Consider the following 25,152-nt stretch of genomic DNA (forward strand, 5'->3'; position numbering starts at 1 on the left):
CCCCTGTTTCGCGTGACGCGAATTCCTGGATCAGAAGCCCACGGTGATGGTGCCGCTGACAGTGCGCGGCGAACCGATGTAGGCGTAAGGGATCGAGGTCGATGAGGTGCTCGAACCGAAGCCGCCGACATAGAGCTTGTCGAACAGGTTGGTCACGTTGAGCTGCAGGTAGGTCTGGTCGTTCAGACCGAGGAACCCGAGCTTCACCTTGGCGTCGAGATCGACCACGTTGTAGGCCGGGGTCTTGGCGCCATAGACCTGATAGTTCGTGACCTTGCCGTTGAGCGTGTAGCTCGACGTGATCGCGATGTTCTGGTCGTTGACGTAACGCGGACCAGTGCGCTTGGCCTGCACGCCCAGCTGGACCGGACCCAGGTTGCCCTGGATGCGCGTACCGAACATGTAGGTCGACGCGCCGCTCTCGCGCTTGCCCTTGGTCAGGTAGTAGATCGGATCGCCAACAGCCGCGCAGGTGCCGATGCCGGTCGATGCGCCTGCCGTGACGTTTGCCGCGGTGCACTCGCCCGACTGGACGTTGTCGAGGATCTTCGACTTCATCACCGAACCGAAGGCGTAGATGGTGACTTCCTTGATCGGCGAGTAGCCGACGCTGCCATCGAGGCCGTAGCGGTCAACCTTGCCGAGGTTACGATAGAGCGTCACGTCGAGCACAGGATCGTACGACGAAGCCAGACGGTTCTGGAACTTGGTGTACCAGGCCGAAACCTGAGCCTGGACCTTGCCCGAGATGTAGCGCGCGCCGAGATCGAAGTTGTCGGTGGTTTCCGGCTTCGGCACAGCTTCGTCCGAAGTGAAGCCCAGCGACTGGTACAGGTTGTCCGTACCCGGAACCTGCATGCCCTTCGAGTAGTTAGCATACACGCTGACGTTGCCGGTGACCGAGTAGTTCAGACCGGCAGTCGGCAGGAACTTGTGGTAGTTGAAGGTGCGCTTGGTCGGCCCGACGTAGGTCGGATTGGCGATCAGGAAGGCCGCCTGCGACGCTTCGTCGTTGAAGCAGTCGACAAAGGCGCCGCCCGCTTCGGTCACGCAACGGTTGTCGAGACGACGCGTGAACCAGGGCGAACGGACGCCAAGGTTTACGGTCAGGCGCTTGTCCAGAAACTCGCCGCGGTATTCGGCGGAAGCCTGGTTGAGCATGGCGATCGACTTGCGATTGCGCTTCTCGATCGGCTGGCCCGAAGCGTCGAGGATCGGATTGTCCTCGGGGAAGTATTCCGTGGTCAGGCCGTTCTGGAACAGGAGCGCCGCTTCACCGGTCTGACGGTGACGGCCGTAGTCGAGCGAGTAGTTCAGACGGAAGGTCTGACCATCGACCGGGTTCCAGATCAGGTTGGCGATGACGCCGAAGCGGTTGGTCTTGGTTTCGCTGGGTGCGTAAACCGTAACGCTGTCAAGCGTGTCGCCGTCGCCGTTGAGGTCGACGCCGCCGAAGTAGGGCTTGCCGCCAATGTAGCCAAAGATGTTCTGGCCAGCCTTGGTCTTGTAGAAGCCTTCATAGCCCGTAACCGCGCCGGTGCCGCCATTCGCCTTGGTGTACTGGTAGCTCGGGTCCACGGTCAGGGCGAGAGTGTCCGAAAGCGTGAAGCGCGAATTGATGCGGATGCTGCCGGTGTTCGACGGGTTGTAGCTCTCGTCGTAACGCGTGCCGCATACGTTGGGCGAATCGACAACACCGGTACGCGCGGCAGCCACCTGGCAGTTTGCGAGGGTGTAGTCGCGCTCGTCGCGGGTGGTGGGGAAGCGGTTGGTCGAACCCGAACCGACAACGCGATCGGTGGTCGTCAGCGTCTGGTTCGGCGCCGTGCCGTTGACCGTGAAGATCGACGAATCGGTGCGCAGCGGAACCGACGAGAAGTTGCGGTTGCGGTTGACGTTGTAGTTGCCGGCGATCGAGATGAAGTCGCCATTGTCACCCAGCGGCTGGTAGATCTTCGCGTTGTACTGCGACTTGTTGGTCTTGCTCGAACGCTGGAACGGGTTCTCGTTCTCGGCGTGGCTGGCCGAGATCCAGGCGCGGGTGCCGATCGAGGTGAACGTGCCGGTGTCGACAACGCCGAACATGCGGAAGAAGCCGTATTCACCGACCGAACCGCTGGTGCTGACGTGGAAGTCTTCGGTCGGGTTGCGGCTCTTGTAGTTCACGGTCGAACCCGAAGCGGCGGCGGTCGGGCTGTCGACGTCGGTCGTGCCGAGGTTGACGTTGACCTGCTCGATCAGCTCGGGGTCAAGCTGCTGGTTCGAATACTGCGCGTAGTTACCGGTATCGTTGAGCGGAATACCGTCGAACGTCAGCGAGATACGGCTGGCGTCAAAACCACGGATATTCAGCGTGCCGCCCGACGAACCGTAAGGATCGTTGTTCTGGAAACTGACGCCGGGGACGAGGTTGATGACCTCCATCACGGTCTGGCCCGCACGCTGCGTGGCGATCAGATCCTGCGTGATGACCTGCTTGGTCTTGGTCGTATCCGGCAGCTTGACGCCGCCGATTTGACGCGGCGCATTGCCGGTGACGACAATGGTGCCTTCTTCGAATTGCGACGAACCGGTCGACTGGGCGAGAGCCGGCATCGCGAGGAACGCTGCGCCGACGGCGAGCGTGCTGGTCGCGGTGGAGAGAACGGAATGGAACTTCATCTTAGCCCCCTGGAGCCTTGAGAGTGGGATTGACGCAATGATGCGGAAGGTTTTGCCCCGCCACAGGTTTGCTGCGGCTGCTAAGAGCAGTGCAATATGACAACTCCCTGACACGCGGGATTCATTTCTATCGGGGGCGATGCAATTTTTCCGCAACGTGACAGATTGAGCGCGATGGACTCGTGCATTTCCTTGTTTTTCGGCGATTCATGGAAATATTTTTGCCCGCTCCGTGCGACAAAAATGTCACTCGCAATATTGTTTCAACATGCCGCACTGCGGTATGAGCGACCTCGATGTGCATGACATGTTACGACATCGCTTGATGCATTTGCGGTGCCTGTGCGAGACACGCGGTCCATGGGCGTCGCACACAACCACCAGGGCCATAATCACGGCCACCCGCACCACGATCACGGTCATGGTCATGGTCACCATCACGGGCCCGGTGATGGGCACGGCCATGGACATAGCCATGGGGGCCACCACCATGGCCATCACCACTCCCTGCCGAGCAACATAGGCAGGGCTTTCGCTCTCGCGGTCGGGCTCAATCTCATCTTCGTGGTGGCGGAAGTGACCGCCGGTTTTCTCAGCGACTCGATGGCCCTGCTTGCCGATGCGGGTCACAATCTGTCGGACGTACTCTCGCTCCTGCTCGCCTGGGCCGCCAGCGTGCTTGCTTCGCGGCCGCCGACGGAGCGCTTTACATACGGGCTGAAAAGCTCCTCGATTCTAGCTGCCATCGCCAATGCCGCTCTGCTGTGGGTAGCGATCGGCGCGATCCTGGTCGAAACGATCCGCCGCTTCGCCGAACCGGCACCCGTCGCGGGGACGACGATGATCGTGGTCGCGGCGCTAGGTATTGCAGTGAACGCTCTCTCGGCGCTGCTGTTTGCCAAGGGCAGCAAGACCGATCTCAATTTGCGCGCCGCTTTCGTGCATCTGATGGCCGACGCAGCGGTTTCTGCCGGGGTGGTTATCGCCGGCATCGTCATTGTCTGGACCGGCTGGAGCCTTGTCGATCCGATCGCCTCGCTGGTCATCACCGCCGTCATCGGCTGGTCGAGCTGGAGCCTGCTGCGCGAGTCGCTGCGGATGGGCATGATGGCCGTGCCAGAGAGCATCGACATCGGCGCCGTGCGCGGCTTCCTGGAAGCCCGCCCCGGCGTGGAGCGCGTCCACGACCTTCACGTCTGGCCGATGAGCACGACCGAGACCGCGCTTACCGCGCACCTCGTCATGCCCGAGGGCCAGCCCGGCGACGCTTTCCTCCAGCAACTTGCCCATGACCTTGAGCACGATTTCCGCATCGGCCACCCGACCATCCAGATCGAAACCGAGGCCGAATGCGTGTGTTCGCTGGAAAGCGAATCCGTCGTCTGAAATCGGTCTGGCGTGCTCCGTCCGCGCCCAGCGACAATAAGGTACAATAAACCCGATTGCGGCAGGCGGGGCGGCGTTTAGGAATCGTGTCCATCTTTGATTGCACGGACAGATCCGCGATGAAACGTCGACACCCCGCCCGCCTCATGCTTTCCGCAGCGCTCGCTTGCGCCTTGCTGCCCGGCCTTGCCCATGCCGACACCAAGAGTGACCTTGAGGCGCGCTACGCGGCACTCAAGACCGCCATGGACACGCGCGAGCCGGATGACATCAAGCCTTTCCTGACGCCTGACTTCAAGCGCACCGATCTTGGCGGCAATTCCATGAACGCCAATGACATGATCGAGCGCCTTGCGAATATTCCCGTCGATCCGAGCCGCAAGTCGACCAACACGATTACCTCGGTGACCGTCAATGGCCAGACCGCCGAAGTCGAGCAGCGCCAGGACGCCTCCGACAACCGCCAGGGCCGTGACGGCGAAACCCATCAGATCGCGATGAGCGAACTGTCGCACGATACCTGGGTCCAGACCGACAAGGGATGGCTGCTCAAGTCCACCGAGACCGAGCAGATGACGATTTCCCGCGACGGTCAGGTCGTGCGCACGATGAAGAAGGGCGATCCGATGCCTCCGCGTGGCGGGCGCGGCGGTCCCGGTGGCGGCCGCATGGGCCCGCCCCCTTCTGACGGAAACAACTGAGAAGCGACCATGCGCCCCGGCTGCCCGGCCGGTGAGCCGGGGCGCAATTCCGAACAACGAAAAGGGCCCGCCCGGATAATCCGGACGGGCCCTTTTCGTTTTGATCTTGGCAGCAGCGCTTAGGCTGCGGCTTCGGCCTTGTCGCCCTTGAGCACGCGGACCGGTTCCTTGCGGCCCTCCACCACGTCCTTGTCGACAACGACTTCGGCGATATCGCCTTCGGTCGGCAGGTCGAACATGGTGTCGAGCAGCAGCCCTTCCACGATCGAACGCAGGCCGCGCGCGCCGGTCTTGCGGTCGATGGCCTTCTGGGCGATCGCCTCAAGCGCCTCGTCCGTGAAGGTCAGTTCCACGTCTTCCAGCTCGAACAGCTTGGCGTACTGCTTGATCAGCGCGTTGCGCGGCTCCTTCAGGATCTTGACCAGCGCCTCGATGTCGAGGTCGTTCAGGGTCGCGATCACCGGCAGACGGCCGACGAACTCGGGGATCAGGCCGAACTTGAGCAGATCTTCCGGCTCCGCCTTCTGGAGCAGTTCGCCCACGCGGCGCTTGTCCGGATCGGCGACATGCGCGCCGAAGCCGATCGAACGCTTCTGGAGGCGGTCGGCAATGATCTTCTCAAGACCCGCGAAGGCGCCGCCGCAGATGAACAGGATGTTGGTCGTGTCCACCTGCAGGAATTCCTGCTGCGGGTGCTTGCGGCCGCCCTGCGGCGGAACCGATGCGGTGGTGCCTTCCATCAGCTTCAGCAGCGCCTGCTGCACGCCCTCGCCCGAAACGTCGCGCGTGATCGACGGATTCTCGGCCTTGCGGCTGATCTTGTCGATTTCGTCGATGTAGACGATGCCGTGCTGCGCCTTCTCGACGTTGTAGTCGGAAGCCTGGAGCAGCTTGAGGATGATGTTCTCCACGTCCTCGCCCACGTAACCGGCTTCCGTCAGCGTGGTGGCGTCGGCCATGGTGAAGGGCACGTCGAACGTCTTGGCGAGCGTCTGCGCGAGCAGCGTCTTGCCCGAACCGGTCGGCCCGACGAGCAGGATGTTCGACTTTGAAAGCTCGACGTCGCCCTGCTTGCCGCTGTGCTTCAGCCGCTTGTAGTGGTTGTGCACCGCCACCGACAGCACGCGCTTCGCGCGGTCCTGCCCGATCACGTAGTCGTTCAGCGTCTCGCAGATGTCGCGGGGAGACGGCACGCCGCCGTCCTTTTTACCCGCAATCCCGGCCTTGGTTTCCTCGCGAATGATGTCGTTGCAGAGCTCGACACATTCGTCGCAGATGAAGACCGTGGGGCCCGCGATCAGCTTGCGCACTTCGTGCTGCGACTTGCCGCAGAAGCTGCAGTAGAGGGTGCTTTTCGCGTCAGATCCGCTCAATTTCGTCATTTTCCGTCTTTAGGCCATTTCCAGGCGACTCGTCGAGTCTACCTTGGACGGGGCCGGTTTTGCAATCCTAGCCCGATATGGGTACCCCGAGAACCATTGCAAAGAACTGAAGGTCGATACCCGCAGGCACCGACCTTCCGCGTCATGCTCAGGCTTCGGCCGGCTTGTCGGCGTCGGGCCGCGTTTCGAAGACCTTGTCGACGAGGCCGAACGCCAGTGCTTCCTCGGCTTCGAGGAAGGTGTCGCGGTCCATCGCCTTCTCGATCTCGTCGAGCGACTTGCCGGTGTACTTCACGTAGAGATCGTTGAGACGCTTGCGCATCCGCAGGATCTCGCGCGCCTGGATCTCGATGTCCGAAGCCATACCGCGTGCGCCGCCCGAGGGCTGGTGCACCATGATGCGGGCGTTCGGCAGAGCGATACGCATGCCCGGCTCACCGGCGGCGAGCAGGAAGCTGCCCATCGATGCAGCCTGGCCGATGCACACCGTCGAAACGCGCGGCTTGATGTACTGCATGGTGTCGTGGATGGCCATGCCGGCCGTCACCACGCCGCCCGGCGAGTTGATGTACATCGAAATGTCCTTGGTCGGATTTTCCGATTCGAGGAACAGGAGCTGCGCGACGATCAGCGAGGCCATGTGGTCCTCGACTTCGCCGGTGATGAAAACGATGCGCTCGCGCAGCAGGCGCGAGTAGATGTCGAAGCTGCGCTCACCACGGCTGGTCTGCTCGACGACCATCGGCACGAGTGCGCCGGTCACGGGGTCGGTAGTGAACTTTCCTTGGGCGCCCGAGGCGCCAAACAGGTCGAGCATGGGAGTCCTCTTCTGATTTGGACCGCCTATGTCGCGTGCCCCCGCACGATGTTCAAGGCCTTTAACCCCTCAATCAGTGCACCGCACACAACTTATGCGGGCATTGTCCGACCTTGAGCCCCACTTGTCCCGCTTCAGAGCGATCGAGGGCACGATCCGTTGCCCTTTCTCAATATTTCCGTCATCCCTTGGCGGGATAAGGGAAATCTCTTGTCGCCGGCTTCGGGGGGAGCCTTTGCATGTCGAAAAAGCTCCAGGTGGGCACGATCCTGCTTACCGTGATGGCCCTTGCCATGGGAATCGCGTGGGCGTGCCTGCATCGCGGTCCATGGTACGACGAATTCTACACGCAATATGTGACGCGCCCCGGCCCCGGCTGGGGTGAAGCCCTGCGGACGAGCTGGCTCGCGGACAATCATCCGCCGCTCTATTACGCCCTTGCCCGCGCCACCGCCTGGATGGGCTCCATAGAGACTCACCGGCTGCTGAACCTCGCCATCGGCGTGGTCTGCCTCCTTGCCGGCGTGGCCATCGTGCGCGATGTGCCGCGCCTGCTGCCCGCGAGCGCCGTGCTTCTGCTGCTGCTGGCAGGCAACGAATGGACCGTGCTGAGCGCGAGCGAACTGCGCTCCTACTTCCTGTCGCTTGGCGCGGGCACCGTGCTGGCGCTATTCCTCAGCGCCCTGTCGCTCACGTGCGAAGGCGGCTCGCGGGCACGCCGACTGATCTATTTTGCCAGCGTATTGGTGGCTTTCAACACCCATATCGTCACCACGCTGATCGCCGGAGCCCTTATTGCCCCCTTTATCGCCGCCGCCGTGCTGCGCCGCGACTGGACTCTGGCGCGTGCCGTCGCCGTGCCGGCGCTGGCGGCGGGCGGGGTCTTCATCGCCATCAGCCTGATCCAGCTGCCCTACTGGCAAGCCAATACCCGGGCGTTTTGGATACCGGCCGGCTTCGGCGAAGCGCGGTGGTCAATCGAATATGCCCTGCTGCGCAGTCTGGAAGCCAACCCGCTCGTGCTGCTGGGTGCGCTTGCCGGCGTGCTCCTCATGGGGCGCGACCTCATCCGCAACCGCACGGCCTGCACCGAGGTCCGGACGCTGGCCCTGCTGGCGACAGGCGTGATGGCTGGCCTTGGCATGCTGGTGGTGGTGCACCTGCTCCACCCGATGCTGATCGAGAAGTACCTGACCGCCATGGTCGGCGCGGTCAGCGTGGGTATCGCGCTGGCCTGCGGACGCCTGCTGAGGGCGCTGGGGCCGAAAACGACGGCGGTCTTTCTCAGCTTCGCGCTGCTCGTCTCGGCCTGCGGACTGGTGCAGAATGTCGGCAAGGCCGAAGCGCGCTACTCGTGGTACGGCACCGGCGGCTTCATCGCTCGCGAGGTGCGCCTCTGCCCCGGCACGCTGGTCCATACCGACCGCTTCTGGAACGCCGATGTCCTGTCCCTCCCGCCCGCAGACAACCTTTCGGTCGCGCCCTGGGCCTATCGCGAGGTTGCCGGACACTTCGGCTTCGCGATCGAGCCGGAAACCTCACGGAAACGGGCAGAGGCCTGCCCCACGTTGTTCTGGGCCGAGCACGACAGCCGTCATCGCCTGAGCGATGCTGTCATCCTCGCCCACTTGCGCCAGAGCGGGTTCGCGGTGGACGCGATCGAGGTCCACCGTATCGGCGATGGCTGGGTCGCGGTTTCGCAGCCGGGCGCTTAACCGACATCAACAAGAAAGGCCCGCCGTGTTCGCACACGGCGGGCCTTTCAACGATCGGTCAGCGGTTTAAGCGACGCGATCAGTCTTCCTTGGCAGCGGCCTTCTTCTTGGCCGGAGCCTTCTTGGCGGGCTTCGCCTCGGCCTCGGCCTCGACTTCAGCTTCGTCCTTCTTAGCAGCAGCCTTCTTGGCGGGAGCCTTCTTCGGCTTTTCCTCGGCAGCAGCTTCGTCAGCCGGCGCTTCCTCGGCGGCGTCCTTGGCAACGGCCTTCTTGGCCGGAGCCTTCTTGGCGGCCGGCTTCTTGGCTTCCGCCGGCTTCTCGCCGTCGGTGTCAGCCTCGATAGCAGCCTGCAGTTCGTCGCGGGTCACTTCGCGCTCGGTGACTTCGGCCTTCTCGATCAGGAAATCGACGACCTTGTCCTCGTAGAGCGGCGCGCGCAGCTGGGCAGCCATCATCGGGTCCTGCTGGACATATTCGAAGAAGCGCTGGCGGTCTTCCGGACGATACTGCTGCGCAGCCTGCGAGACCAGCATCGACATTTCCTGCTGGGTCACTTCCACGCCGTTGGCCTGGCCGATTTCCGACAGGAGCAGGCCCAGACGCACGCGGCGCTCGGCGATCTTGCGGTAATCGTCCTTCTCGGCTTCGATCTCGGCGAGAGCGGCAGCGGGATCTTCCTCGTTGCCGGCTTCCTGCGTGAGCTGCTGCCAGATCTGCGAGAATTCGGCTTCCACCATGGTCGGCGGCACGTCGAAGTCATGACCGGCGGCAAGCTGGTCAAGCAGCTGGCGCTTCATCGCGGTGCGGGTCAGGCCGGCAGTTTCCTGCTCCAGCTGGCCCTTGAGCAGGCCCTGGAGCTGCTCAAGGCTCTCAAGACCCAGTTCCTTGGCGAAATCGTCGTCGATCTTCGATTCGGCAGGTGCCTTCACTTCGTGCACGACGATGTCGAAGGTGGTTTCCTTGCCGGCGAGGTTCGCGGCGGGGTAGTCTTCGGGGAAGGTCACCGTGATGGTGCGCTCGTCACCGGCCTTGGCGCCGCCGAGCTGCTCTTCGAAGCCGGGGATGAAGCGGCCGGCACCGATGACCAGCGGGGCCTTCTCGGCCTTGCCGCCGTCGAACTCGACGCCGTCGAGCTTGCCGGTGAAGTCGATGATCAGCTGGTCGCCGTCTTCGGCCGCGCCGTCCTTGGTTTCGAAACGCTGCTGCTGCGAGGCAATGCGCTCAACCGCTTCGGCAACGGCGTCTTCGGCCACGGGCACGGTCAGCTTTTCCAGCTTCAGGCCGTCGATCGCGGGAGCGGCGATAACCGGGAGGACTTCGAGGCTGACGGTCAGCTCGACATCCTTGCCTTGCTCATAGCCTTCGCCCAGCGCAACATCGGGGTTCATGGCCGGACGCAGCGCGTGATCGGCAACCAGCTTGTCCATCGCTTCGCGGATCGAGCTGTTCAGCGCTTCCTGGTGGATCGCGTCGCCGTGCATCTTCTTGACGAGGTTCGCGGGCACCTTGCCGGGGCGGAAGCCGGGCATCTTGACCTGCGGGGCGATCTTCTTGACCTCACCCTCGATCTTGGCAGTGATGGTCTTGGCGGGAATGGTCACCGTGTAGGCGCGCTTCAGGCCCTCGTTGGTGGTTTCGACGATCTGCATTTCAAATGCCTTCCTGTGCAATTCAACGGGCCAACGCAAAGAGCCTGCGGGCCGATTCTCGCGACTCATCCCCCCGGGCGGCAGACTGGTGCGGGCGAAGGGACTCGAACCCCCACATCTTTCGATACTGGTACCTAAAACCAGCGCGTCTACCAGTTCCGCCACGCCCGCAAAGATGAAGCCTGAAACTCAAGGCCCGTGCCCTTATAAGGACACGCGGAAAAGGGCAAGTGCGGCGATTCGCATGGTGTGCAGACAGGCTGCGCCGTTCCCGTGCCGGGACGGGTCGCGGCAGCCCTCCGGCAGGCCGCCTTGCACCATGCCTGCCGCCTGCCCAACTAGAGTAATGTCCCTTGAAGACATGACAAAGCGAGAGGCAGCCATGGCCACCCAACCCGGAGACGACCCCGGCAATACCCCGCCCGAAACGCCCTATCCGCCCATGGAACCAGACGCGCCGGATACCCCGCAGGAACTGCCACCGACTGGCCCGGACTTCGATCAGCCGGATCCGACGCCTACGGAATTGCCGCCCCCGGACTGAGGGACTGTTTGAAATCCGTTCGTAACCGGATTTCAAACAAGCTCCGGGCAGCGGCCCGTATTCAGTTCAGTCCTACCAGCCGGGCCAATGTCCGCAGCGTCGTTTGCTTGTCCGCCTTGCGGGCAGCACCGGGCACGACCGGGCATTCCAGACAGTAAGCCTGTGCCCCGCTGGTCGAGAGCATCGCCGCAAGCTGCCCCGCCAGATGCGCGCCCTGCTCCTCACGGCGCTGCGACACGAGGCTCGCGAAGTCGTAGGCCCGGGCATGGCTGTCTTCATCCGGCGCCTGCGAGGTGTAGCTGTTCACGAACCGGGTGACCGTGTCCTCCTCGCTCTGGAGATAGACGGCATGCCACTTGCCGTTGCCGACACCGCCAAGCCGCGCCGCTTCGGCCAGCGCGGCATTGAGATCGCCCATACGGTCGACAAGGCCGATCCGCTGCGCCTCTGAGCCCGGCCAGACGCGGCCTTGCGCGATCGCGTCCATCTTCTCCGGCGTGGTCCGGCGCGCCTGCGCCGAAATACCGACGAACTTGTGGTAAGTGCTCTCGATCGAGGCCTGCAACATGCCCTCCACCTCGGGCGAAAGGCCGCCGAGGATGTCGGGCTGGCCGGACAGCGGCGTGGTCTTCACGCCGTCGCTGGTGACGCCATATTGGGCCAACGTATTCTCGAAGCTGGTAATGACGGCAAAGACGCCGATCGATCCAGTGATCGTGGCGGGTTGGGCAAAGACGGTCTGCCCCGGTGTCGAGACCCAGTAACCGCCGCTGGCGGCAAGGTTGCCCATCGAGACCACGATCGGGATCTTCTTCGCCTTGTAGCGCTCGATCGCGCGGCGCATGCGCTCGGCCGCCATGGCCGAACCGCCCGGCGAATCGATGCGCACGACCAGCGCCTTGAAGCCTTCGTCGATATTATCGTCCAGCAACTGGGCAATGCGGTCGCCGCCGGCGCGGCCCGGCCCGGCATCGCCGTCGACGATTTCACCGGCGATAGTGACGACTCCGATCTCGGCGCCTTCCTTCTTTTCGGGATTGGCGGCGAGCCAGGCGGCCAGTGCGGTGTGGCGATAGGGCAGATCCCTGCCGTCCTGATCGGAATCGTCCTTGCCGGCGATGGACGCCACGCGGGCATCGAACTCGCTCTTGTCGCCGATGCGGTCGACGATCCCGGCCGCCTTGGCGCCTTCGGCGAAGTCACCTCCGCTCGCCTTGGCCCAGCCCAGCGGATCGCCGGTCATTCGGTCAAGCTGCGCCCGGGGGCGCGCGGCGGCGATGTTGGCCCGATAGCTGTTCCAGAGCGCGCCGTAGACGTCCTGCATGGCCTCGCGCGCCTCGGGCGACATGTCGCTGCGCATGTAGGGTTCCACGAAGCTCTTATAGGTTCCGGCGCGGAAGACATGGGCGTTGACCTTGAAACGGTCGAGCAGGCCCTTGAAATAGACCTGATTCCCGCCCGGGCCCGCCACGAAGGCGCCGCCCATCGGGTCGATCCAGACCTCGCTGGCATGGGAGGCGAGCTGGACGCCGTCATCGGCATAGGCATTGGCGAACGTCAGCACCGGCTTGCCCGCCTTGCGCACTTCATCCATCGATTGGCCGATTTCCTCGATATGCACCATGCCGCCGCCCAGAAAACGCGACATGTCGAGCACGACGACCTTGATGCGGCTATCCGTCGCGGCAAGGTGCAGCGCGCGTTCGAGGTCGCGGGCCTGATATTCGCCGGCCGGTGCGCTGGAGCCGAGCAGCAGGGCCAGCGGGTCGATCCGGCTCTTCTCCTCGACGATCGAGCCATTGAGGTCGAGCAGCAGCGCGCCGTCCTGAATCCGGGTGGCGGCGGGCCGCGCCATCAGCAGGGCATAGAGCGCGCCAAAGAAGAGCAAGAGGAAAACCAGCGCCAGCGCGTCCTTCACCGCGACCAGCAATCTCCAGACCCTGTGCGCAAATTTCATGGATTCACCCGCCTTTCCGGCAACTTCATACCCCCACGGGGCCGGTGCGGCCAGAGCGGGCAACAAGTCTTTTTTCCGGCCCCATGCGCCCGCCATGTGGATACGAATGGCGTGCCTTGCAAAGGACTCGGCTCAAAACGCTTGAGCCCGGCCCCACCTGTGCCTAAGGCCTGATCTTCGATGACATCCCCAGAATATATCTATCCGGAAGGCGCGCTCGCCTTCCCGCATCGCGGTCTCGTGGGCATCGGCGGCCTTGCCCCGCATGAGATATGGTTCCTCCTTGACGAGGCCCAGCAGTGGGTCGAACTCAATCGCGGCACGCAGAAACGCCGCGACCTGCTGTCCGGCCTGACGATCATCAATGCCTTCTTCGAAAACTCGACGCGCACGCTGCTGAGTTTCGAAATCGCCGGCAAGCGCCTCGGCGCCGATGTGGTCAACATGGCCGTCGCCAATTCCAGCGTGAAGAAGGGCGAGACGCTGATCGACACGGCGATGACGCTGAACGCCATGCGCGCCGATGCCATCGTCATCCGCCATGCCAGTTCCGGCGCGGTGCAGCTGATCGCCGATCTGGTCGATTGCCCGGTGCTCAATGCCGGTGACGGCCAGCACGAACACCCCACGCAGGCCCTTCTCGACGCCCTGACCATCCGGCAGGCCAAGCGCGCCTTCAACGGCCTGCGCGTGACCATCTGCGGCGATATCCTGCACAGCCGCGTCGCTCGCTCGAACATCCTCTCGCTGGCCTCGCTCGGCGCCGAAGTGCGCGTCTGCGCGCCGCCCGCGCTGATGCCCGCCGATATCGAGCGGATGAACGTGAAGGTGTTTCATGATTTCGACGCCGCGCTGAAGGGCGCCGACGTGGTGATGATGCTGCGCCTCCAACTGGAACGCATGGAAGGCCAGTTCATCCCCTCCCCGCGCGAATATCGCCATCTTTACGGCCTCACGCTCGACCGGCTTGCCAAGGCCGAGCCCGACGCCCTCGTCATGCATCCGGGACCGATGAACCGCGGTATCGAAATCGACTCCAACGTGGCCGATCTGGTCGGCCGCTCGCAGATCACCACGCAAGTCGAAATGGGCGTGGCCATGCGCATGGCCTGTCTTGACGTGCTGACCCGGCGAACGCGCGGTGTGGAGGGCTGGGCATGAGCAATCAGGCGCCCCTCACCGTCACCAATGGCAAGCTGGTCCTCGCCGATGGCTCCATCACCCCGGGCGGGCTGCGCAGCGAGGGCGGCTTCATCACCGCGATCGGCGCCGATGTCACTGCGCAACCGGGCGATACCGTCCATGACGCAGGCGGCCACCTGATCGCTCCGGGCCTTGTCGATCTGGGCGTTTTCGCCATCGACAAACCAGCCTTCCACTTCGGCGGTATCACCCGCGCCGCGCTGATGCCGGACCAGAATCCGCCGCTGGACGTGCCGGCACGCGTGCGCTTCGCCGCGCAGTCGGGCAAACCGGACTTCTGGGTCCACCCGCTCGCTGCCGCGACGCAGGGCCTCGAAGGCACGTCGCTGGCCGAGATCGCGCTGATGCGTGACGCCGGGGCCAAGGCCGTCGCCACCGGTCGCCACTGGATCGGCGATTCGGGCACTATGCTGCGCCTTCTCCAGTACACCGGCATGCTCGGCATGGTGGTGATGACGCATTCCGAGGACGCGGGCATCGTCGGCAAGGCCGTCGCCACGGCCGGCGAAATGGCGACCCGCCTCGGCCTGCCTTCCGCACCGGCCGAAGCCGAGGCGCTGGCCATCGCCCGCGATATCGCGCTGGCCGAACTGGCGAATGCGCCGATCCACTTCCGCAAGGTGACGACCGCCAAGGGGCTGGACCTCGTGCGTGGCGCCAAGGCGCGCGGGCTGAAAGTGACGGCGGGCGTGACGCCGGCCTACTTCATGCTCTCGGACCTCGCACTGGGGGGCTTCCGCACGTTCGCGCACCTCTCGCCGCCGCTGCGCTGCGAAGACGACCGCAAGGCCGTGATCGCCGCCATCGGCGATGGCACCATCGACGTCATCGCCTCCGGCCATGATCCGCGCGGGCCCGAGGACAAGCGCCTGCCCTTCTCTGATTCGGCCCCCGGCATGGCGGGCGCCGAAACGCTGCTGCCGCACACGATGAATCTCGTGCGCGATGGCGTGATCTCGATGTCACGCGCATTCGAGCTGGTCGCCACGAACCCGGCCAGGTTGCTGGGCGTGAATGCGGGCAAGCTCGAAGTGGGCGCCGAGGCCGACATCGCAGTGGTCGCGCCGGATCGTCCGTGGATCGTCGATTCGAGCAAGATGGCGGCTGTTGCGGGCAATACGCCGTTCGACAAACAGCCTGTTCAGGGCCGTGCCGTAGCGCTGTTCAAGGGCGGCGTGGCGGTGCTTCAGAAGTAAGCGGCTGCATGGGCCGGATCCGTTCCGGCCCAAAACGCACTCCCCTTTCACCCAAAGCACCTCGTCGTCCCCGCGCAGGCGGGGACCCCGCTTTTCTTGGCCAGCTTAGCAAAAGAAAGCGAGGCCCCCGCCTGCGCGGGGGCGACGGGTGGTTCGCGGTTCAGGCTCAACCGGAAACACCAAACCTCAGCCATGCACCAAAAAAGACGGCCCCTGTCCGAGGACAGGAGCCGTTCAGGTTCACATGGAACTGGTAGAAGCGTGCGCCGGTCAGCGGCTCGCGAGCGAGGCGCCCGGCAAGGCGCGCTGCTGGGAATAGGCAAGACAACCCGCGCCGCCCTTTCGAACGGTCGAGCACAAGGCCTGCGCCGCACCGCGATCGAAGCCTTCGGCGGCGACGCGGTAGTAACGCTGGCCGTTCACCTGCGCTTCGGTGATGCGCATGGTGTGGTCCTTGAGCTTCGGATTCTGGGTCTGGAAGATGGCCCAGGCGCGCTTGGCGCCGTCCATCGTCCGGAACGATCCGAGCTGAACGAGATGCGTGGTCGGCTGCGCCGCTGCAAACTTCGGCGCAGCAGCGGTACGCGCCGCAATGGCATGGACAGCGGCAGGGCGAGCGGCCGGCGCCGGCTGGACCGTCGTGCTCGCCGCGAAGGGCCGCGAGGGCGCTGCTTCGACCGCGGCCACACGAACGACCGCCGCTGGAGTAGATGCCCGAGCCGGTGCAGGCGCCGGAGCCGATTCCTCGGGCTGGTTGGCGCCCCAGAAGCTTTCACCCGTCTGGACCGCCGGAAGCTCGCCGCCGGCAGCCGGCTTCGGCGCTGCAGCCGCCACCGGTGCGGCCGTATCGGCAACCGCCAGTTGCGCACCATCGGCAGGCTTGTTCAGCGCCAGCATGGCCGGCTGACCCGAATCTCCGCGCAACGGCACGCCCATCAGGCCGGCAATGCGCTCGCGGCTCTTGTCCGCGTCGGCACTCGCAGCCCATTCGTTGAGGCGGGCTTCGAGCTGGTCGCCGGTCAGGTCCTGCGAGGCGATCAGGCGCGCTTCGCGCCAGCGGCCGTCGAGGGCATAGGCATAAGCAAGGTTCTGGCGCGCCTTGGGCGTCGCCCCGCCGCCGCGCACGACGTCGGTCAGGATCGAGACACCGCTCGCAGGCTGTCCGGCCAGCGCAACGGCCAAGCCGAAGTCGCTCATGGGGATCTTGTCCTGTACGCGCTGAAGCAGTGCCAGCGCCTCCGCATTCCGGCCAGCGCCGATATAGGCGAGCGATGCGCCGAGCGCGGTGTGGGCATCCTCGTCACCCAGCGAGATCGCGTCCTCGAACGTGGTGGCCGCCGAATCGAAGCGTCCCACCGCCAGATAGGCCTGTGCCAGCATGGCGCGCGAACGGGCATCGCGGGGCGATTTCGCCACGCGCTGTTCGGCGCGGGCGATATCCCTGTCGCCCTGCTCGGCGCCCGCAGTCAGGGGCGCATCGGCGCTGGCGACCGGCGCGTGGCTGGCGCAGCTCACGAGCAGCGCGGCAGCCATGGCCGCGCCCAGCGCGAGCCCGCCGGTCCGGGCGTGCGAAGAATTGAGGCGTTGCATCGGATTGTCCCCCCTAGGACGAGGTCAGCTATGCTTTCCGGCCGATAGAGCCGGGGACGAGATGTCGGCGAATTCGGCAAGATACTTGTCGAGCGCCTCGGTCACGATGACTTGCGCGCTGCGGTTGGTCAGCAGCCCGGCCATCTTGAGGCGGAAGTGGCGTTCTGCGTCGAGACGCAGCGTGAAAGCGGCGCGGCGGCCTTCCGGAACCATCGTGCGCACCGGAGCTGCCGTGCGGTTGATGCGTTCGGCAAGATCCTCGATCTGGCGCAGAACATCGGGCTTGCGCGGCGCGATGCCCGGCATTTCGGGCGTCAGCGAAGCCATCGGCTGGCCGGTCGAGCCGTCTTCGCCCGAATCCTCGTCCAGATGCGGCTCGGCGTGGAAAGCCTCGGCAACGGGTGCCTCGTCGAACTGCGCTTCCTCAATGTGGACCGCCACGGGCGCGGCGACCGGCTCAGGCATCAGCGCTTCGGGCACGGCCGAGACCGGCGCCTGCTGCTCGGGATCGCCCCAGTCGTTCCAGCCCAGATCGTCCATCTTGCCCGGATCCGCACGCATCCCGGCCATGCCGAAGGAAGCGGTATCCTGACGGCGCATCGCGGGCCGGGCGCTGCCCTTGCGGGCCAGCAGACTCGGCGAGAGCGACGCGAATGTACGGGGTTCGGTCATCGCGCCGGACATCGTCAGGATCCGACGACGCGGCGGCCGAAGCCACCGACCGGACGCTGTGCGCCCTGCACCACCGGCTGGCCGGGAACCGGCGGGGCCGAGAACACGGTGCGGCGGAAATTCTTTTCGAGACGGTCGGAAATGTAGTTCCAAAGCGCCGCGACTTCCTGTGCGGAGCGGCCGTTTGGATCGACCTCCATGACCGTGCGGCCATCGATCATCGAGGCGGCGAAGTCGGTCCGCTGGTGCAGTGTCACCGGCGCCACGGTGCCGTGCTGCGACAACGCGACAGCGGCTTCGGCCGTGATTCGCGCCTTGGGCGTGGCGGCGTTGACGACGAAGAGCAGCGGCTTGCCCGAACGCTCGCACAGATCGACAGTGGCGCCCACGGCGCGCAAGTCATGCGGGCTCGGACGGGTCGGCACCACGATCAGTTCGGATACCGAGATCACGCTCTGGATCGCCAGGGTAATGGCCGGCGGCGTGTCGATCACGGCCAGCTTGAAGCCCTGCTGGCGCAGGACCTGAAGGTCGGCGGCGAGGCGTGCCACGGTGGTCTGCGCGAAAGCGGGCAGTTCCGCCTCACGCTCGTTCCACCAGTCCGCCAGCGAGCCCTGCGGGTCGATGTCGATCAGCACGACCGGCCCGGCACCAGCGCGCTGGGCCTGGACGGCAAGATGTCCCGAGAGCGTGGTCTTGCCCGAACCGCCCTTCTGCGATGCCAATGCCAGTACTCGCAAAGCCCTGTCCCCTGAATTCCGCTTAGGAAAGTGAACCTGTCACGAGGAAGGGATTCGCAGATCGTTCCTAATTTAGAGTTAATTAGGTCCGCAGCGGCGTGGCGCGCCGCCACCCTGCCCCCAGCTACTCTTCTGGCCTGTCATCGCATCATGGGTTCAGGAAAGTATTTACCATGCCGGTTAACGCCAATTTTCGGCAGAGGCCCGCATTGTCACGGGATCCCACTGGCGTCATCCGTCAATCTTCGCCAAGCATGGCACCCATTCGGAACGGGAATCGGGGCGGGTACAAGATGCAGAAAATTCTTCGTTTCCTTGCTGCAAGTGGCGCCAGAAGCGGCGTCAAAAGCGGGGCCTGCTGCCTGATCGGCGCGCTTGCGGCCACTACCGCCCACGCCGACGTAAAGTCCGGAGTCGATGCCTGGTCGTCCGGCCAGTACGATATCGCCGTGCAGCAATGGCGCCCCCTGGCCGACAAGGGCGACGCCGATGCCGAATTCAACCTGGCGCAGGCCTACAAGATGGGCAGAGGGGTACCGCTCGATCTGGAGCAGGCCGAAACGCTCTATGGCAAAGCCGCCGCGCAGGGCCACGTTCAGGCCGCCGACAACTACGGATTGCTGCTGTTCCAGCGCGGCCAGCGCGAAGAGGCGATGCCCTATATCGCCGCCGCCGCCGCGCGCGGCGATTCGCGGGCGCAGTACATTCTGGGAGTCGCGCACTTCAATGGCGACTTCGTCGAAAAGGACTGGGTGGCCGCCTATGCCTTGGTGAGTCTGGCCCAGCAGGCCGGATTGCCGCAGGCCGCCCGCGCACTGGCGCAGATGGACGAGCATATTCCGCTGGCGCAGCGACAGGAGAGCGTGGCGCTGGCATCGAAGATGGCCGCCGAATCGGAGGCTGCACGGGCGCGGCTGGATGCGGCGGCCTCGCTGAACACGCCCGCCGTTCCCGCGACTCGGCCGCAGACCGTCGCCCCGGCCCGCGAAGCTGCGCTATCCGGGGGAACGGCGACGGCCGGTGCCGACTATACGCGCGGGGCCCCCGCGCCCGTCAGCAAACCGCTCGCGATGCCCGGTGCGGCGGCGGTCGCCCTTGCAGTGCCGCCCGCTCCGGAAAAGCCGGTCGCTCCGCCGGAAAAACCAGTCGCTCCAAAAGCGATCGCGCAGAAAACCGTGACCCCGCCCACGACACAGCACGCTCCCGCACCAGCACAACACGGCGGCTGGCGGCTTCAACTCGGCGCCTTCGGCGTCGCCGGCAATGCCGACAAGCTCTGGGGCAGCCTGTCGAAGCGGCCGGAATTCGCCGGCATCCGCCGCGATATGATGAAGGGCGGATCGCTCACATTTCTCTATGCGACCGGCTTCGCGAACAAGGGTGAAGCCGACAAGGCCTGCACCGCGCTCCGCTCCTCCGGCCATGAGTGCATCGTAAGCCCGCCGAAATAACCTTCGTCCCGGCGATTGCTGGGCCGCCCACGCTCCCGGACGGAATATCCATGGACTCCCGCGAATCGGAGGCATAGCCTCGCTCGCGGGAGGCAGGGGCTATGCCGAAGGCATTGACGGGCGAAAGCGCCCGCGAGGTCCACTACGATAGCGAGGCGTCCGGTGCGGTTCATGCCGTTGACCGGCTGGGTACGCTTGACCTCGTGCGCGGGGTAGCAGTGCTGGGCATCCTTGCGATCAACATTTCCGGCTTCGCAGGCCCTGCAATAGGCAGCGCTTCACCCGGATTTGCAGCAGCCGCCTCTCGTTCCGACGAACTTGCCTATGCACTCGGCTTCCTGTTCTTCGAAGGGAAGATGCGCGCGCTTTTCGCCATGCTGTTCGGCGCGGGAATCGCGCTCTATTGCGAGCGGATGGACGCCGCCGGGCGGGACGGCGACGTCTTGCAGGTGCGCCGCCTCGCCTGGCTCATGCTGCTGGGGCAGTTGCATTATCTGCTGCTGTGGTGGGGCGACATCCTGTTCGTCTATGCCACTTGCGGCATCGCCGTACTGTTCGTGCGGCGCCAGCCTTGTGCGGTTCTGCTGGGGCTAGCGGCCGGGATCGCGTTGACGGCCTCGATCATCGACCTCGCCGTTACGGTGCCGATGGCCCGCGCCGAAGAGGCGGTGCGACTGGGCGTCGCCACGCTGGCCGAACGGCATGAGGTCGCCGCGCGACTCGCGCTTTACCGGGAAGCGGCGGAAGCGCAGGCACGGCTCTACCACTCCGGTTTCTGGAACATCGCCGGCACCAAGCTGAGCGACGATCCATTCTGGCTGATCACCATGACCCTGCACGCATGGAGCGAAGTGGTGCCGTTGATGCTGGTCGGTCTCGTGCTCCAGCGCATTGGCGCCGCGCAAGGGGGCGTGCCGCGCCGGACGCTGCTGACCGTGGGAATAAGTGCCACGGCGGTAGGACTCGCGCTCTCCGCCCTCACCCTCGGCTGGGCATGGCCGCGGCATTTCCCGCCGATCGCCATGTACATGATGCTCGGCAAGGGTCTGTTGATACCGCATCTGCTGACCGCACTTGGCTACGGCGCGCTGCTGCTGGCTGCTGCTCCGGCGCTGCTGCGCACACGCCTTGGCATGCGACTCGCAGCCTGCGGGCAAGTGGCGTTCAGCAACTATATCGGCACCTCCCTGCTGATGAGCGCGCTGTTCTTCGGCTGGGGACTGGGGCTTTATGGCCGGGTCGGCGCTGCGGAGCAGTGGCTTTTCGTGCTGATCGGCTGGTGCGTGATGCTCTGCTGGAGCGCGCCGTTCCTGCGCCGCTACCGGCGCGGACCGCTGGAACTGGTCTGGCGATCGCTGGTCGAAGGCTACCTTCTGCACAATCGCCGCCCGCTATCTAGCTGACTTTTCTTGCGGATTTTCGCCGATTCAGAATGCTATTGCGATCCATTTGCAATTGCATATGATGGGGTTCCAAGAGGATTCGCACATGTACGTTTGCATTTGTAACGCCATCAAGGAAAACGACCTGCGGACCGCCGCACGCTGCTGCCGGGGCGATGCCCACGCGCTCTACGCAGCACTGGGACGGACCCCGCAGTGCGGCCAATGCATCGAGGATGCCGAAGACATCATCGCCGATGAAATGACGGCACTCGACGCACCGCTCAGCGCCGCTGCCTGACGGCACGGCGAATAGTCCTGCGGGATAACCCGGGGCCCCCCTCGGGTTGCCTCCCTTTGTTTAGGCGCCCATAATGCCCCTGAAATTTTCAGGAGCATCCCCCATGAAGGGCGACCCGCAGGTCATCGATTTCCTCAACAAGGCGCTCTTCAACGAGCTGACCGCGATCAACCAGTACTGGCTGCATTACCGCATGCTGGACAACTGGGGCATCAAGAAGCTCGCCGAATACGAGCGCCACGAATCGATCGACGAGATGAAGCACGCCGACGTGCTGGCCGATCGCATTCTGTTCCTTGACGGGCTCCCCAACTTCCAGGCGCTGGGCAAGCTGCGCATCGGCGAAAGCGTGGAGGAAGTGCTCAAAGCCGACCTCGCGCTGGAATACGATGCGATTCCGCTACTCAAGGAAGCGATCGCCTACTGCGAAACGGTGCGCGACTACGTCAGCCGCGAGATCTTCGAGCGCATCCTCGAAAGCGAGGAAGAGCATGTCGACTTCCTTGAAAAGCAGTTCGACATGATCGCCCGCATGGGCATCCAGAACTACTGCCAGCTCCAGAGCAAGCCGGCGGAAGACTGATACCGGACAGGCGCGCGGGCGGACATGGATTTTATCGCGCGCCTTGGCCTTTCGATACCGCTGATCCAGGCGCCGATGGCCGGCACTTCCACGCCCGCCCTTGCCGCCGCAGTCTCAAATGCCGGCGCGCTGGGCTCGCTCGCACTCGGCGCTATCGGGCCTGACGAGGCCCGCCGTCAGATCGCCGACTTGCGCGCCCGCACCGACGGTCCGTTCAATCTCAACCTCTTCGTACACGAGACGCCCCGCCCCGATCCGGCGGGCGAACAGGCGTGGCTTGATGCCCTCGCCCCGCTGTTCCGGGAATACGGCGCGCAGCCGCCCACCGCGCTGGAGACGATCTACGACAGCTTCGCCGGAAACGCGGCGATGCTGGAGGTCGTTCTGGAGGCGAAACCGGCCGTGGTCAGCTTCCATTTCGGCCTGCCCGATTCCGAGACGATCGCCGCGCTCAAGGCGGCAGGCTGTCTGCTGCTTGGCAGCGTCACCAGCCTTGCCGAAGCGGATCTCTCGCTTGCTGCCGGGATCGACGTGCTGGTCGCGCAAGGCTGGGAGGCCGGTGGCCATCGCGGCATGTTCGATCCCGATGCGCGCGACGACCGGCTCGGCACGTTCGCGCTCACGCGGCTGCTGGCGCGCTGGGGCAAGCTGCCGGTCATCGCGGCGGGCGGGATCATGGACGGCGCCGGCATTCGCGCGGCACTGGACCTTGGCGCCGTCGCCGCGCAGCTCGGCACCGCCTTCATCGCCTGCCCAGAAACGAGTGCGGACACCGCTTACCGTGCCCTGCTCGCGTCCGATGCCGCCAGTCACACGGCGATGACGCGCGCGATTTCGGGCCGCCCTGCCCGCTGCCTCGCCAATCGCTTCACGCAGTTCGGCGAGCATCCGGACCTGCCGCCCGTGCCTGCCTATCCGCGCACCTATCATGCCGGGAAGGCGCTCAACGCCGCCGCGAAGGCCGCTGGAGAGCCCCTCTACGGCGCGCAATGGGCGGGACAAGGCGCGCCGCTGACCCGGTCGATGCCGGCGGCGGAGCTGGTTGCCCAACTCGCCGCCGAACTCGGGCTTACGGCTTAGCCGCAGCCGGCTTGTCGGTCCGGTACTTGTCGAACCACGCCAGAATCGCCGAAGCCTTGGCCGCTGACTGAGAGGGCCGCGCGGCAATGCCGCCGTGGCTGGCACCCGGCACCTTCACCAGCGCCGTGGGCACGCCGCGGATCTGCAAGGCCGCGTAGTACTGCTCGGCCTCGCTCACCGGCGTGCGGTAATCCTCGGAGCCCACCACGACCATCGTCGGCGTTTTGACGTTGCCGACAAGGCTCAGCGGCGAACGGCGCCAATATTCCATCGGATCTTCCCACGGCTTCTTGTCGAACCAGTAGCGCGACGTGAAGGTGGTCGCGTCCATCGTCAGCGCTTCGCTGATCCAGTTGATCACCGGCTTCTGCGTCACCGCCGCCTTGAAGCGGTCGTTCTTGCCGACGATCCACGCCGTCAGCACGCCGCCGCCCGAGCCGCCGGTGACGAAGAGGTTGTTGGGATCGGCTACCCCGTCCGCGATCGCGGCATCGACGGCGGCCATGAGGTCGTCATAGTCGGTGCCCGGATAGGCGCGGTCGATCAGGTTGGCGAAGGCCTCGCCATACGAGGTGCTGCCGCGCGGGTTGGTATAGAGCACCGCATAGCCGTGCGCGGCATAGAGCTGATAGTCGGTCGCGAATCCGGGCGCATAGGCCGTGTTGGGGCCGCCGTGGATTTCAAGGATGAGCGGCGCGCGCTGGCCGGGCTGGAGGCCGGGCGGTGTCACCAACCAGGCGTCGATCTGGCGCCCGTCCGGCGCAGTTACAGCCAGTTTGCGCACCGGGGCCAAGGCCTTGGCCTCCATCCAGGTGCCGTTGAGATCGGTCAGCTTCCGGCCGGTTCCGCCATTACTCACCCACAAGTCCGCCGGCCGCGCCGCCGTGCCCGAGGTATAGGCGATGCGCCCGTTGTTCGAGACCGAGAAGGCCCCGCCGGTATAGGGCCGGTCATAGCCGCTGCCCGGGCTCAGCCCTTCGACCGCCGTGCGGATCGAGCCATCGAGCCCGACCCGGGCAACGTACGTCCGCGCATGATCGTCATACTGGGCAAGGATCGTGGAATTGCCGGACCACGCGATGGAATCGATCGAATGGTCGAAGCTCTTGCTGAGCGGCCGCACGCCCGAACCGTCGATGTTCATGACGTAAAGCTCGGTATTCTCGTAGGACCGGTTGACGTCGTCATAGCCCAGATAGGCCACGTGCTTGCCATCGGGCGAGACCAGCGCGCCGTTGTCCGGCCCATTGCGCGTGGTCAGTGCCGAAACCGTCCCGCCGACGACGTCGAGCGCGTAGACTTCCGAATTGTTGACCTCCCGCTCCCAGTCGGCCCGGCGGTTGCCTGAGAACAGGATGCGCTTGCCGTCCGGCGTCCACGAAAGCGGGCCGGAATCGTCGAAGTTGCCGAACGTCAACTGGCGCGGCGCGCCGCCGTCGGTCGAGACGAGGAAGATGTGCGCGTAGCCCGGCTGCGCATAGCCGTCGCCATCGGCGCGATAGGTCACGCGGTCGATCACTTCGAGCGGATCGGCCCACTTGGCGCCTTCCGGCTTGTTCGCGGGCGCCGAACCCAGCTTTAGGCCCTCACCCGGCACGCGCATGGTATAGGCGATCTGCCGACCATCGGGAGACCAGGCAATGCTGCCTGGGCTGTCCGGCAGATCGGTCACGCGCACCTGCGCCCCGGTGTCCAGCCACAGGACGTAGAGCTGCGGCGCGCCGGTGCCGTCGCTGGAGACGAAGGCCAGCCGCTTGCCATCCGGCGACCAGACCGGCGAGAAATGCGCGCCCGGGCCGGTTACCAGCGGTCGCTGCGCCCCGCTGGTGGCATCGACGATCCAGAGCGAGGGCACCTGCTTGTCGGTCATCACGTCGGCACTGGAGCGGACGTAGACGATCCGGCTGCCATCGGGCGAGATCTGCGGGTCGGTCACGCCCGAAAGCTTGAACAGATCATCGGGCGTGAAGCCGCGCTCGGGCCCAGCGCCGGCCGCATCGTCGGCCAGCGCAGGCGCGAGGGGAACGACGGCGCAGCCAAGTGCAAGGACGGCAAGTCGAAGGGCGAATGGGGTGCGCAAGGCGGCGATCTCCGGTTCTCGTTATGGGATGAGCGGAAAGGCCCCTGTGTCCCCCGCCCGGCC

20 protein-coding genes and 1 tRNA gene are annotated in these 25,152 nt (G+C 65.1%); 11 read left to right on the forward strand and 10 right to left on the reverse strand.

What is annotated here, in order from left to right:
• Positions 1–30 precede the first annotated feature (30 nt).
• The gene (locus AC1VVM_RS16080) at positions 31–2,661 is read right to left on the reverse strand and encodes a TonB-dependent receptor (protein ID WP_482904624.1); all 2,631 of its coding nucleotides are present in this window, start codon (positions 2,659–2,661) and stop codon (positions 31–33) included.
• Between the two features lie 360 nt (positions 2,662–3,021).
• Between AC1VVM_RS16080 and AC1VVM_RS16085 the strand changes: the two genes are divergently transcribed.
• Entirely contained in the window at positions 3,022–4,047 is a 1,026-nt protein-coding gene (locus tag AC1VVM_RS16085; protein ID WP_482955498.1) for a cation diffusion facilitator family transporter, read from the forward strand.
• A gap of 119 nt (positions 4,048–4,166) precedes the next feature.
• Complete coding sequence (locus tag AC1VVM_RS16090; RefSeq protein WP_482955499.1) at positions 4,167–4,748, forward strand: DUF4440 domain-containing protein; 582 nt, start codon at positions 4,167–4,169, stop codon at positions 4,746–4,748.
• Positions 4,749–4,867: 119 nt separating this feature from the next.
• Here the strand turns inward: AC1VVM_RS16090 and clpX are convergent, their stop codons facing one another.
• Together clpX and clpP are read right to left on the reverse strand one after the other, a co-directional pair.
• On the reverse strand, positions 4,868–6,130 hold the full coding sequence (gene clpX / locus AC1VVM_RS16095) for an ATP-dependent Clp protease ATP-binding subunit ClpX (RefSeq protein ID WP_132386618.1): 1,263 nt from the start codon (positions 6,128–6,130) through the stop codon (positions 4,868–4,870).
• Between the two features lie 148 nt (positions 6,131–6,278).
• A complete protein-coding gene (gene clpP / locus AC1VVM_RS16100) occupies positions 6,279–6,947 on the reverse strand; it encodes an ATP-dependent Clp endopeptidase proteolytic subunit ClpP (protein WP_465135813.1) in 669 nt (222 codons plus the stop codon).
• Positions 6,948–7,186: 239 nt separating this feature from the next.
• Here clpP and AC1VVM_RS16105 point away from each other — a divergent pair, with 239 nt between their 5' ends.
• On the forward strand, positions 7,187–8,662 hold the full coding sequence (locus tag AC1VVM_RS16105) for a hypothetical protein (RefSeq protein ID WP_482955500.1): 1,476 nt from the start codon (positions 7,187–7,189) through the stop codon (positions 8,660–8,662).
• A gap of 79 nt (positions 8,663–8,741) precedes the next feature.
• On the opposite strand, the gene tig is transcribed toward AC1VVM_RS16105, so the two are convergent.
• Both tig and AC1VVM_RS16115 read right to left on the reverse strand, forming a co-directional pair.
• Positions 8,742–10,310, reverse strand: a complete 1,569-nt coding sequence (tig, locus tag AC1VVM_RS16110; protein ID WP_482955501.1) for a trigger factor — start codon at positions 10,308–10,310, stop codon at positions 8,742–8,744.
• Between the two features lie 86 nt (positions 10,311–10,396).
• A tRNA-Leu gene (locus tag AC1VVM_RS16115) sits at positions 10,397–10,481 on the reverse strand.
• A gap of 211 nt (positions 10,482–10,692) precedes the next feature.
• Between AC1VVM_RS16115 and AC1VVM_RS16120 the strand changes: the two genes are divergently transcribed.
• The gene (locus tag AC1VVM_RS16120; RefSeq protein ID WP_165912152.1) at positions 10,693–10,854 is read left to right on the forward strand and encodes a hypothetical protein; all 162 of its coding nucleotides are present in this window, start codon (positions 10,693–10,695) and stop codon (positions 10,852–10,854) included.
• Between the two features lie 61 nt (positions 10,855–10,915).
• On the opposite strand, the gene sppA is transcribed toward AC1VVM_RS16120, so the two are convergent.
• Complete coding sequence (sppA, locus tag AC1VVM_RS16125; protein WP_482955502.1) at positions 10,916–12,811, reverse strand: signal peptide peptidase SppA; 1,896 nt, start codon at positions 12,809–12,811, stop codon at positions 10,916–10,918.
• Between the two features lie 180 nt (positions 12,812–12,991).
• Here sppA and AC1VVM_RS16130 point away from each other — a divergent pair, with 180 nt between their 5' ends.
• Both AC1VVM_RS16130 and AC1VVM_RS16135 read left to right on the forward strand, forming a co-directional pair.
• Positions 12,992–13,972, forward strand: a complete 981-nt coding sequence (locus AC1VVM_RS16130; protein ID WP_482904631.1) for an aspartate carbamoyltransferase catalytic subunit — start codon at positions 12,992–12,994, stop codon at positions 13,970–13,972.
• Positions 13,969–15,210 (forward strand): dihydroorotase, encoded by a 1,242-nt coding sequence (locus AC1VVM_RS16135; RefSeq protein WP_482904632.1) that lies wholly within the window; start codon positions 13,969–13,971, stop codon positions 15,208–15,210. Before AC1VVM_RS16130 ends, AC1VVM_RS16135 begins: the two co-directional genes overlap by 4 nt.
• Positions 15,211–15,480: 270 nt before the next feature.
• Here the strand turns inward: AC1VVM_RS16135 and AC1VVM_RS16140 are convergent, their stop codons facing one another.
• Genes AC1VVM_RS16140 through AC1VVM_RS16150 form a run of 3 tightly spaced genes read right to left on the reverse strand, consistent with a single transcriptional unit; the run spans position 15,481 to position 18,212 of the window.
• Entirely contained in the window at positions 15,481–16,800 is a 1,320-nt protein-coding gene (locus tag AC1VVM_RS16140) for an SPOR domain-containing protein (protein ID WP_482955503.1), read from the reverse strand.
• A 24-nt stretch (positions 16,801–16,824) separates the two neighbouring features.
• Complete coding sequence (locus AC1VVM_RS16145; RefSeq protein ID WP_482904634.1) at positions 16,825–17,472, reverse strand: hypothetical protein; 648 nt, start codon at positions 17,470–17,472, stop codon at positions 16,825–16,827.
• A 14-nt stretch (positions 17,473–17,486) separates the two neighbouring features.
• Positions 17,487–18,212: a ParA family protein gene (locus AC1VVM_RS16150; protein WP_132386636.1), complete on the reverse strand. Its 726-nt coding sequence runs from the start codon at positions 18,210–18,212 to the stop codon at positions 17,487–17,489.
• Positions 18,213–18,505: 293 nt separating this feature from the next.
• On the opposite strand from AC1VVM_RS16150, the gene AC1VVM_RS16155 reads away from it, so the two are divergent.
• The 5 genes from AC1VVM_RS16155 (at position 18,506) to AC1VVM_RS16175 (ending at position 23,009) form a co-directional block, all read left to right on the forward strand.
• Complete coding sequence (locus AC1VVM_RS16155; protein ID WP_482955504.1) at positions 18,506–19,663, forward strand: SPOR domain-containing protein; 1,158 nt, start codon at positions 18,506–18,508, stop codon at positions 19,661–19,663.
• A gap of 101 nt (positions 19,664–19,764) precedes the next feature.
• Positions 19,765–21,066 carry a DUF418 domain-containing protein gene (locus AC1VVM_RS16160; RefSeq protein ID WP_482955505.1) on the forward strand — a complete coding sequence of 434 codons (1,302 nt, stop codon included), beginning with the start codon at positions 19,765–19,767 and terminating at the stop codon, positions 21,064–21,066.
• Between the two features lie 85 nt (positions 21,067–21,151).
• Positions 21,152–21,346: a (2Fe-2S)-binding protein gene (locus tag AC1VVM_RS16165; protein WP_132386642.1), complete on the forward strand. Its 195-nt coding sequence runs from the start codon at positions 21,152–21,154 to the stop codon at positions 21,344–21,346.
• Positions 21,347–21,449: 103 nt separating this feature from the next.
• Positions 21,450–21,929, forward strand: coding sequence for a bacterioferritin (bfr, locus tag AC1VVM_RS16170; RefSeq protein ID WP_132386644.1), 480 nt, complete (start codon positions 21,450–21,452; stop codon positions 21,927–21,929).
• 24 nt (positions 21,930–21,953) lie between these two features.
• Positions 21,954–23,009: an NAD(P)H-dependent flavin oxidoreductase gene (locus AC1VVM_RS16175; RefSeq protein WP_482955506.1), complete on the forward strand. Its 1,056-nt coding sequence runs from the start codon at positions 21,954–21,956 to the stop codon at positions 23,007–23,009.
• Here the strand turns inward: AC1VVM_RS16175 and AC1VVM_RS16180 are convergent.
• Positions 22,999–25,089, reverse strand: a complete 2,091-nt coding sequence (locus tag AC1VVM_RS16180; RefSeq protein WP_482955507.1) for a prolyl oligopeptidase family serine peptidase — start codon at positions 25,087–25,089, stop codon at positions 22,999–23,001. The two genes, AC1VVM_RS16175 and AC1VVM_RS16180, sit on opposite strands and share 11 nt — an antisense overlap.
• Positions 25,090–25,152: the final 63 nt, after the last annotated feature.

This window comes from Novosphingobium sp. BL-S-33, assembly GCF_056857025.1.

Coding starts and splice junctions, on each gene's coding strand:
- AC1VVM_RS16085 (WP_482955498.1), top strand. CDS start 3,022: ATGGGCGTCGCACACAACCACCAGGGCCATAATCACGGCCACCCGCAC.
- AC1VVM_RS16080 (WP_482904624.1), bottom strand. CDS start 2,661: ATGAAGTTCCATTCCGTTCTCTCCACCGCGACCAGCACGCTCGCCGTC.
- AC1VVM_RS16175 (WP_482955506.1), top strand. CDS start 21,954: ATGGATTTTATCGCGCGCCTTGGCCTTTCGATACCGCTGATCCAGGCG.
- tig (WP_482955501.1), bottom strand. CDS start 10,310: ATGCAGATCGTCGAAACCACCAACGAGGGCCTGAAGCGCGCCTACACG.
- clpP (WP_465135813.1), bottom strand. CDS start 6,947: ATGCTCGACCTGTTTGGCGCCTCGGGCGCCCAAGGAAAGTTCACTACC.
- bfr (WP_132386644.1), top strand. CDS start 21,450: ATGAAGGGCGACCCGCAGGTCATCGATTTCCTCAACAAGGCGCTCTTC.
- AC1VVM_RS16090 (WP_482955499.1), top strand. CDS start 4,167: ATGAAACGTCGACACCCCGCCCGCCTCATGCTTTCCGCAGCGCTCGCT.
- clpX (WP_132386618.1), bottom strand. CDS start 6,130: ATGACGAAATTGAGCGGATCTGACGCGAAAAGCACCCTCTACTGCAGC.
- AC1VVM_RS16165 (WP_132386642.1), top strand. CDS start 21,152: ATGTACGTTTGCATTTGTAACGCCATCAAGGAAAACGACCTGCGGACC.
- AC1VVM_RS16145 (WP_482904634.1), bottom strand. CDS start 17,472: ATGACCGAACCCCGTACATTCGCGTCGCTCTCGCCGAGTCTGCTGGCC.
- AC1VVM_RS16140 (WP_482955503.1), bottom strand. CDS start 16,800: ATGCAACGCCTCAATTCTTCGCACGCCCGGACCGGCGGGCTCGCGCTG.
- AC1VVM_RS16135 (WP_482904632.1), top strand. CDS start 13,969: ATGAGCAATCAGGCGCCCCTCACCGTCACCAATGGCAAGCTGGTCCTC.
- AC1VVM_RS16120 (WP_165912152.1), top strand. CDS start 10,693: ATGGCCACCCAACCCGGAGACGACCCCGGCAATACCCCGCCCGAAACG.
- AC1VVM_RS16155 (WP_482955504.1), top strand. CDS start 18,506: ATGCAGAAAATTCTTCGTTTCCTTGCTGCAAGTGGCGCCAGAAGCGGC.
- AC1VVM_RS16130 (WP_482904631.1), top strand. CDS start 12,992: ATGACATCCCCAGAATATATCTATCCGGAAGGCGCGCTCGCCTTCCCG.
- AC1VVM_RS16105 (WP_482955500.1), top strand. CDS start 7,187: ATGTCGAAAAAGCTCCAGGTGGGCACGATCCTGCTTACCGTGATGGCC.
- AC1VVM_RS16160 (WP_482955505.1), top strand. CDS start 19,765: ATGCCGAAGGCATTGACGGGCGAAAGCGCCCGCGAGGTCCACTACGAT.
- sppA (WP_482955502.1), bottom strand. CDS start 12,811: ATGAAATTTGCGCACAGGGTCTGGAGATTGCTGGTCGCGGTGAAGGAC.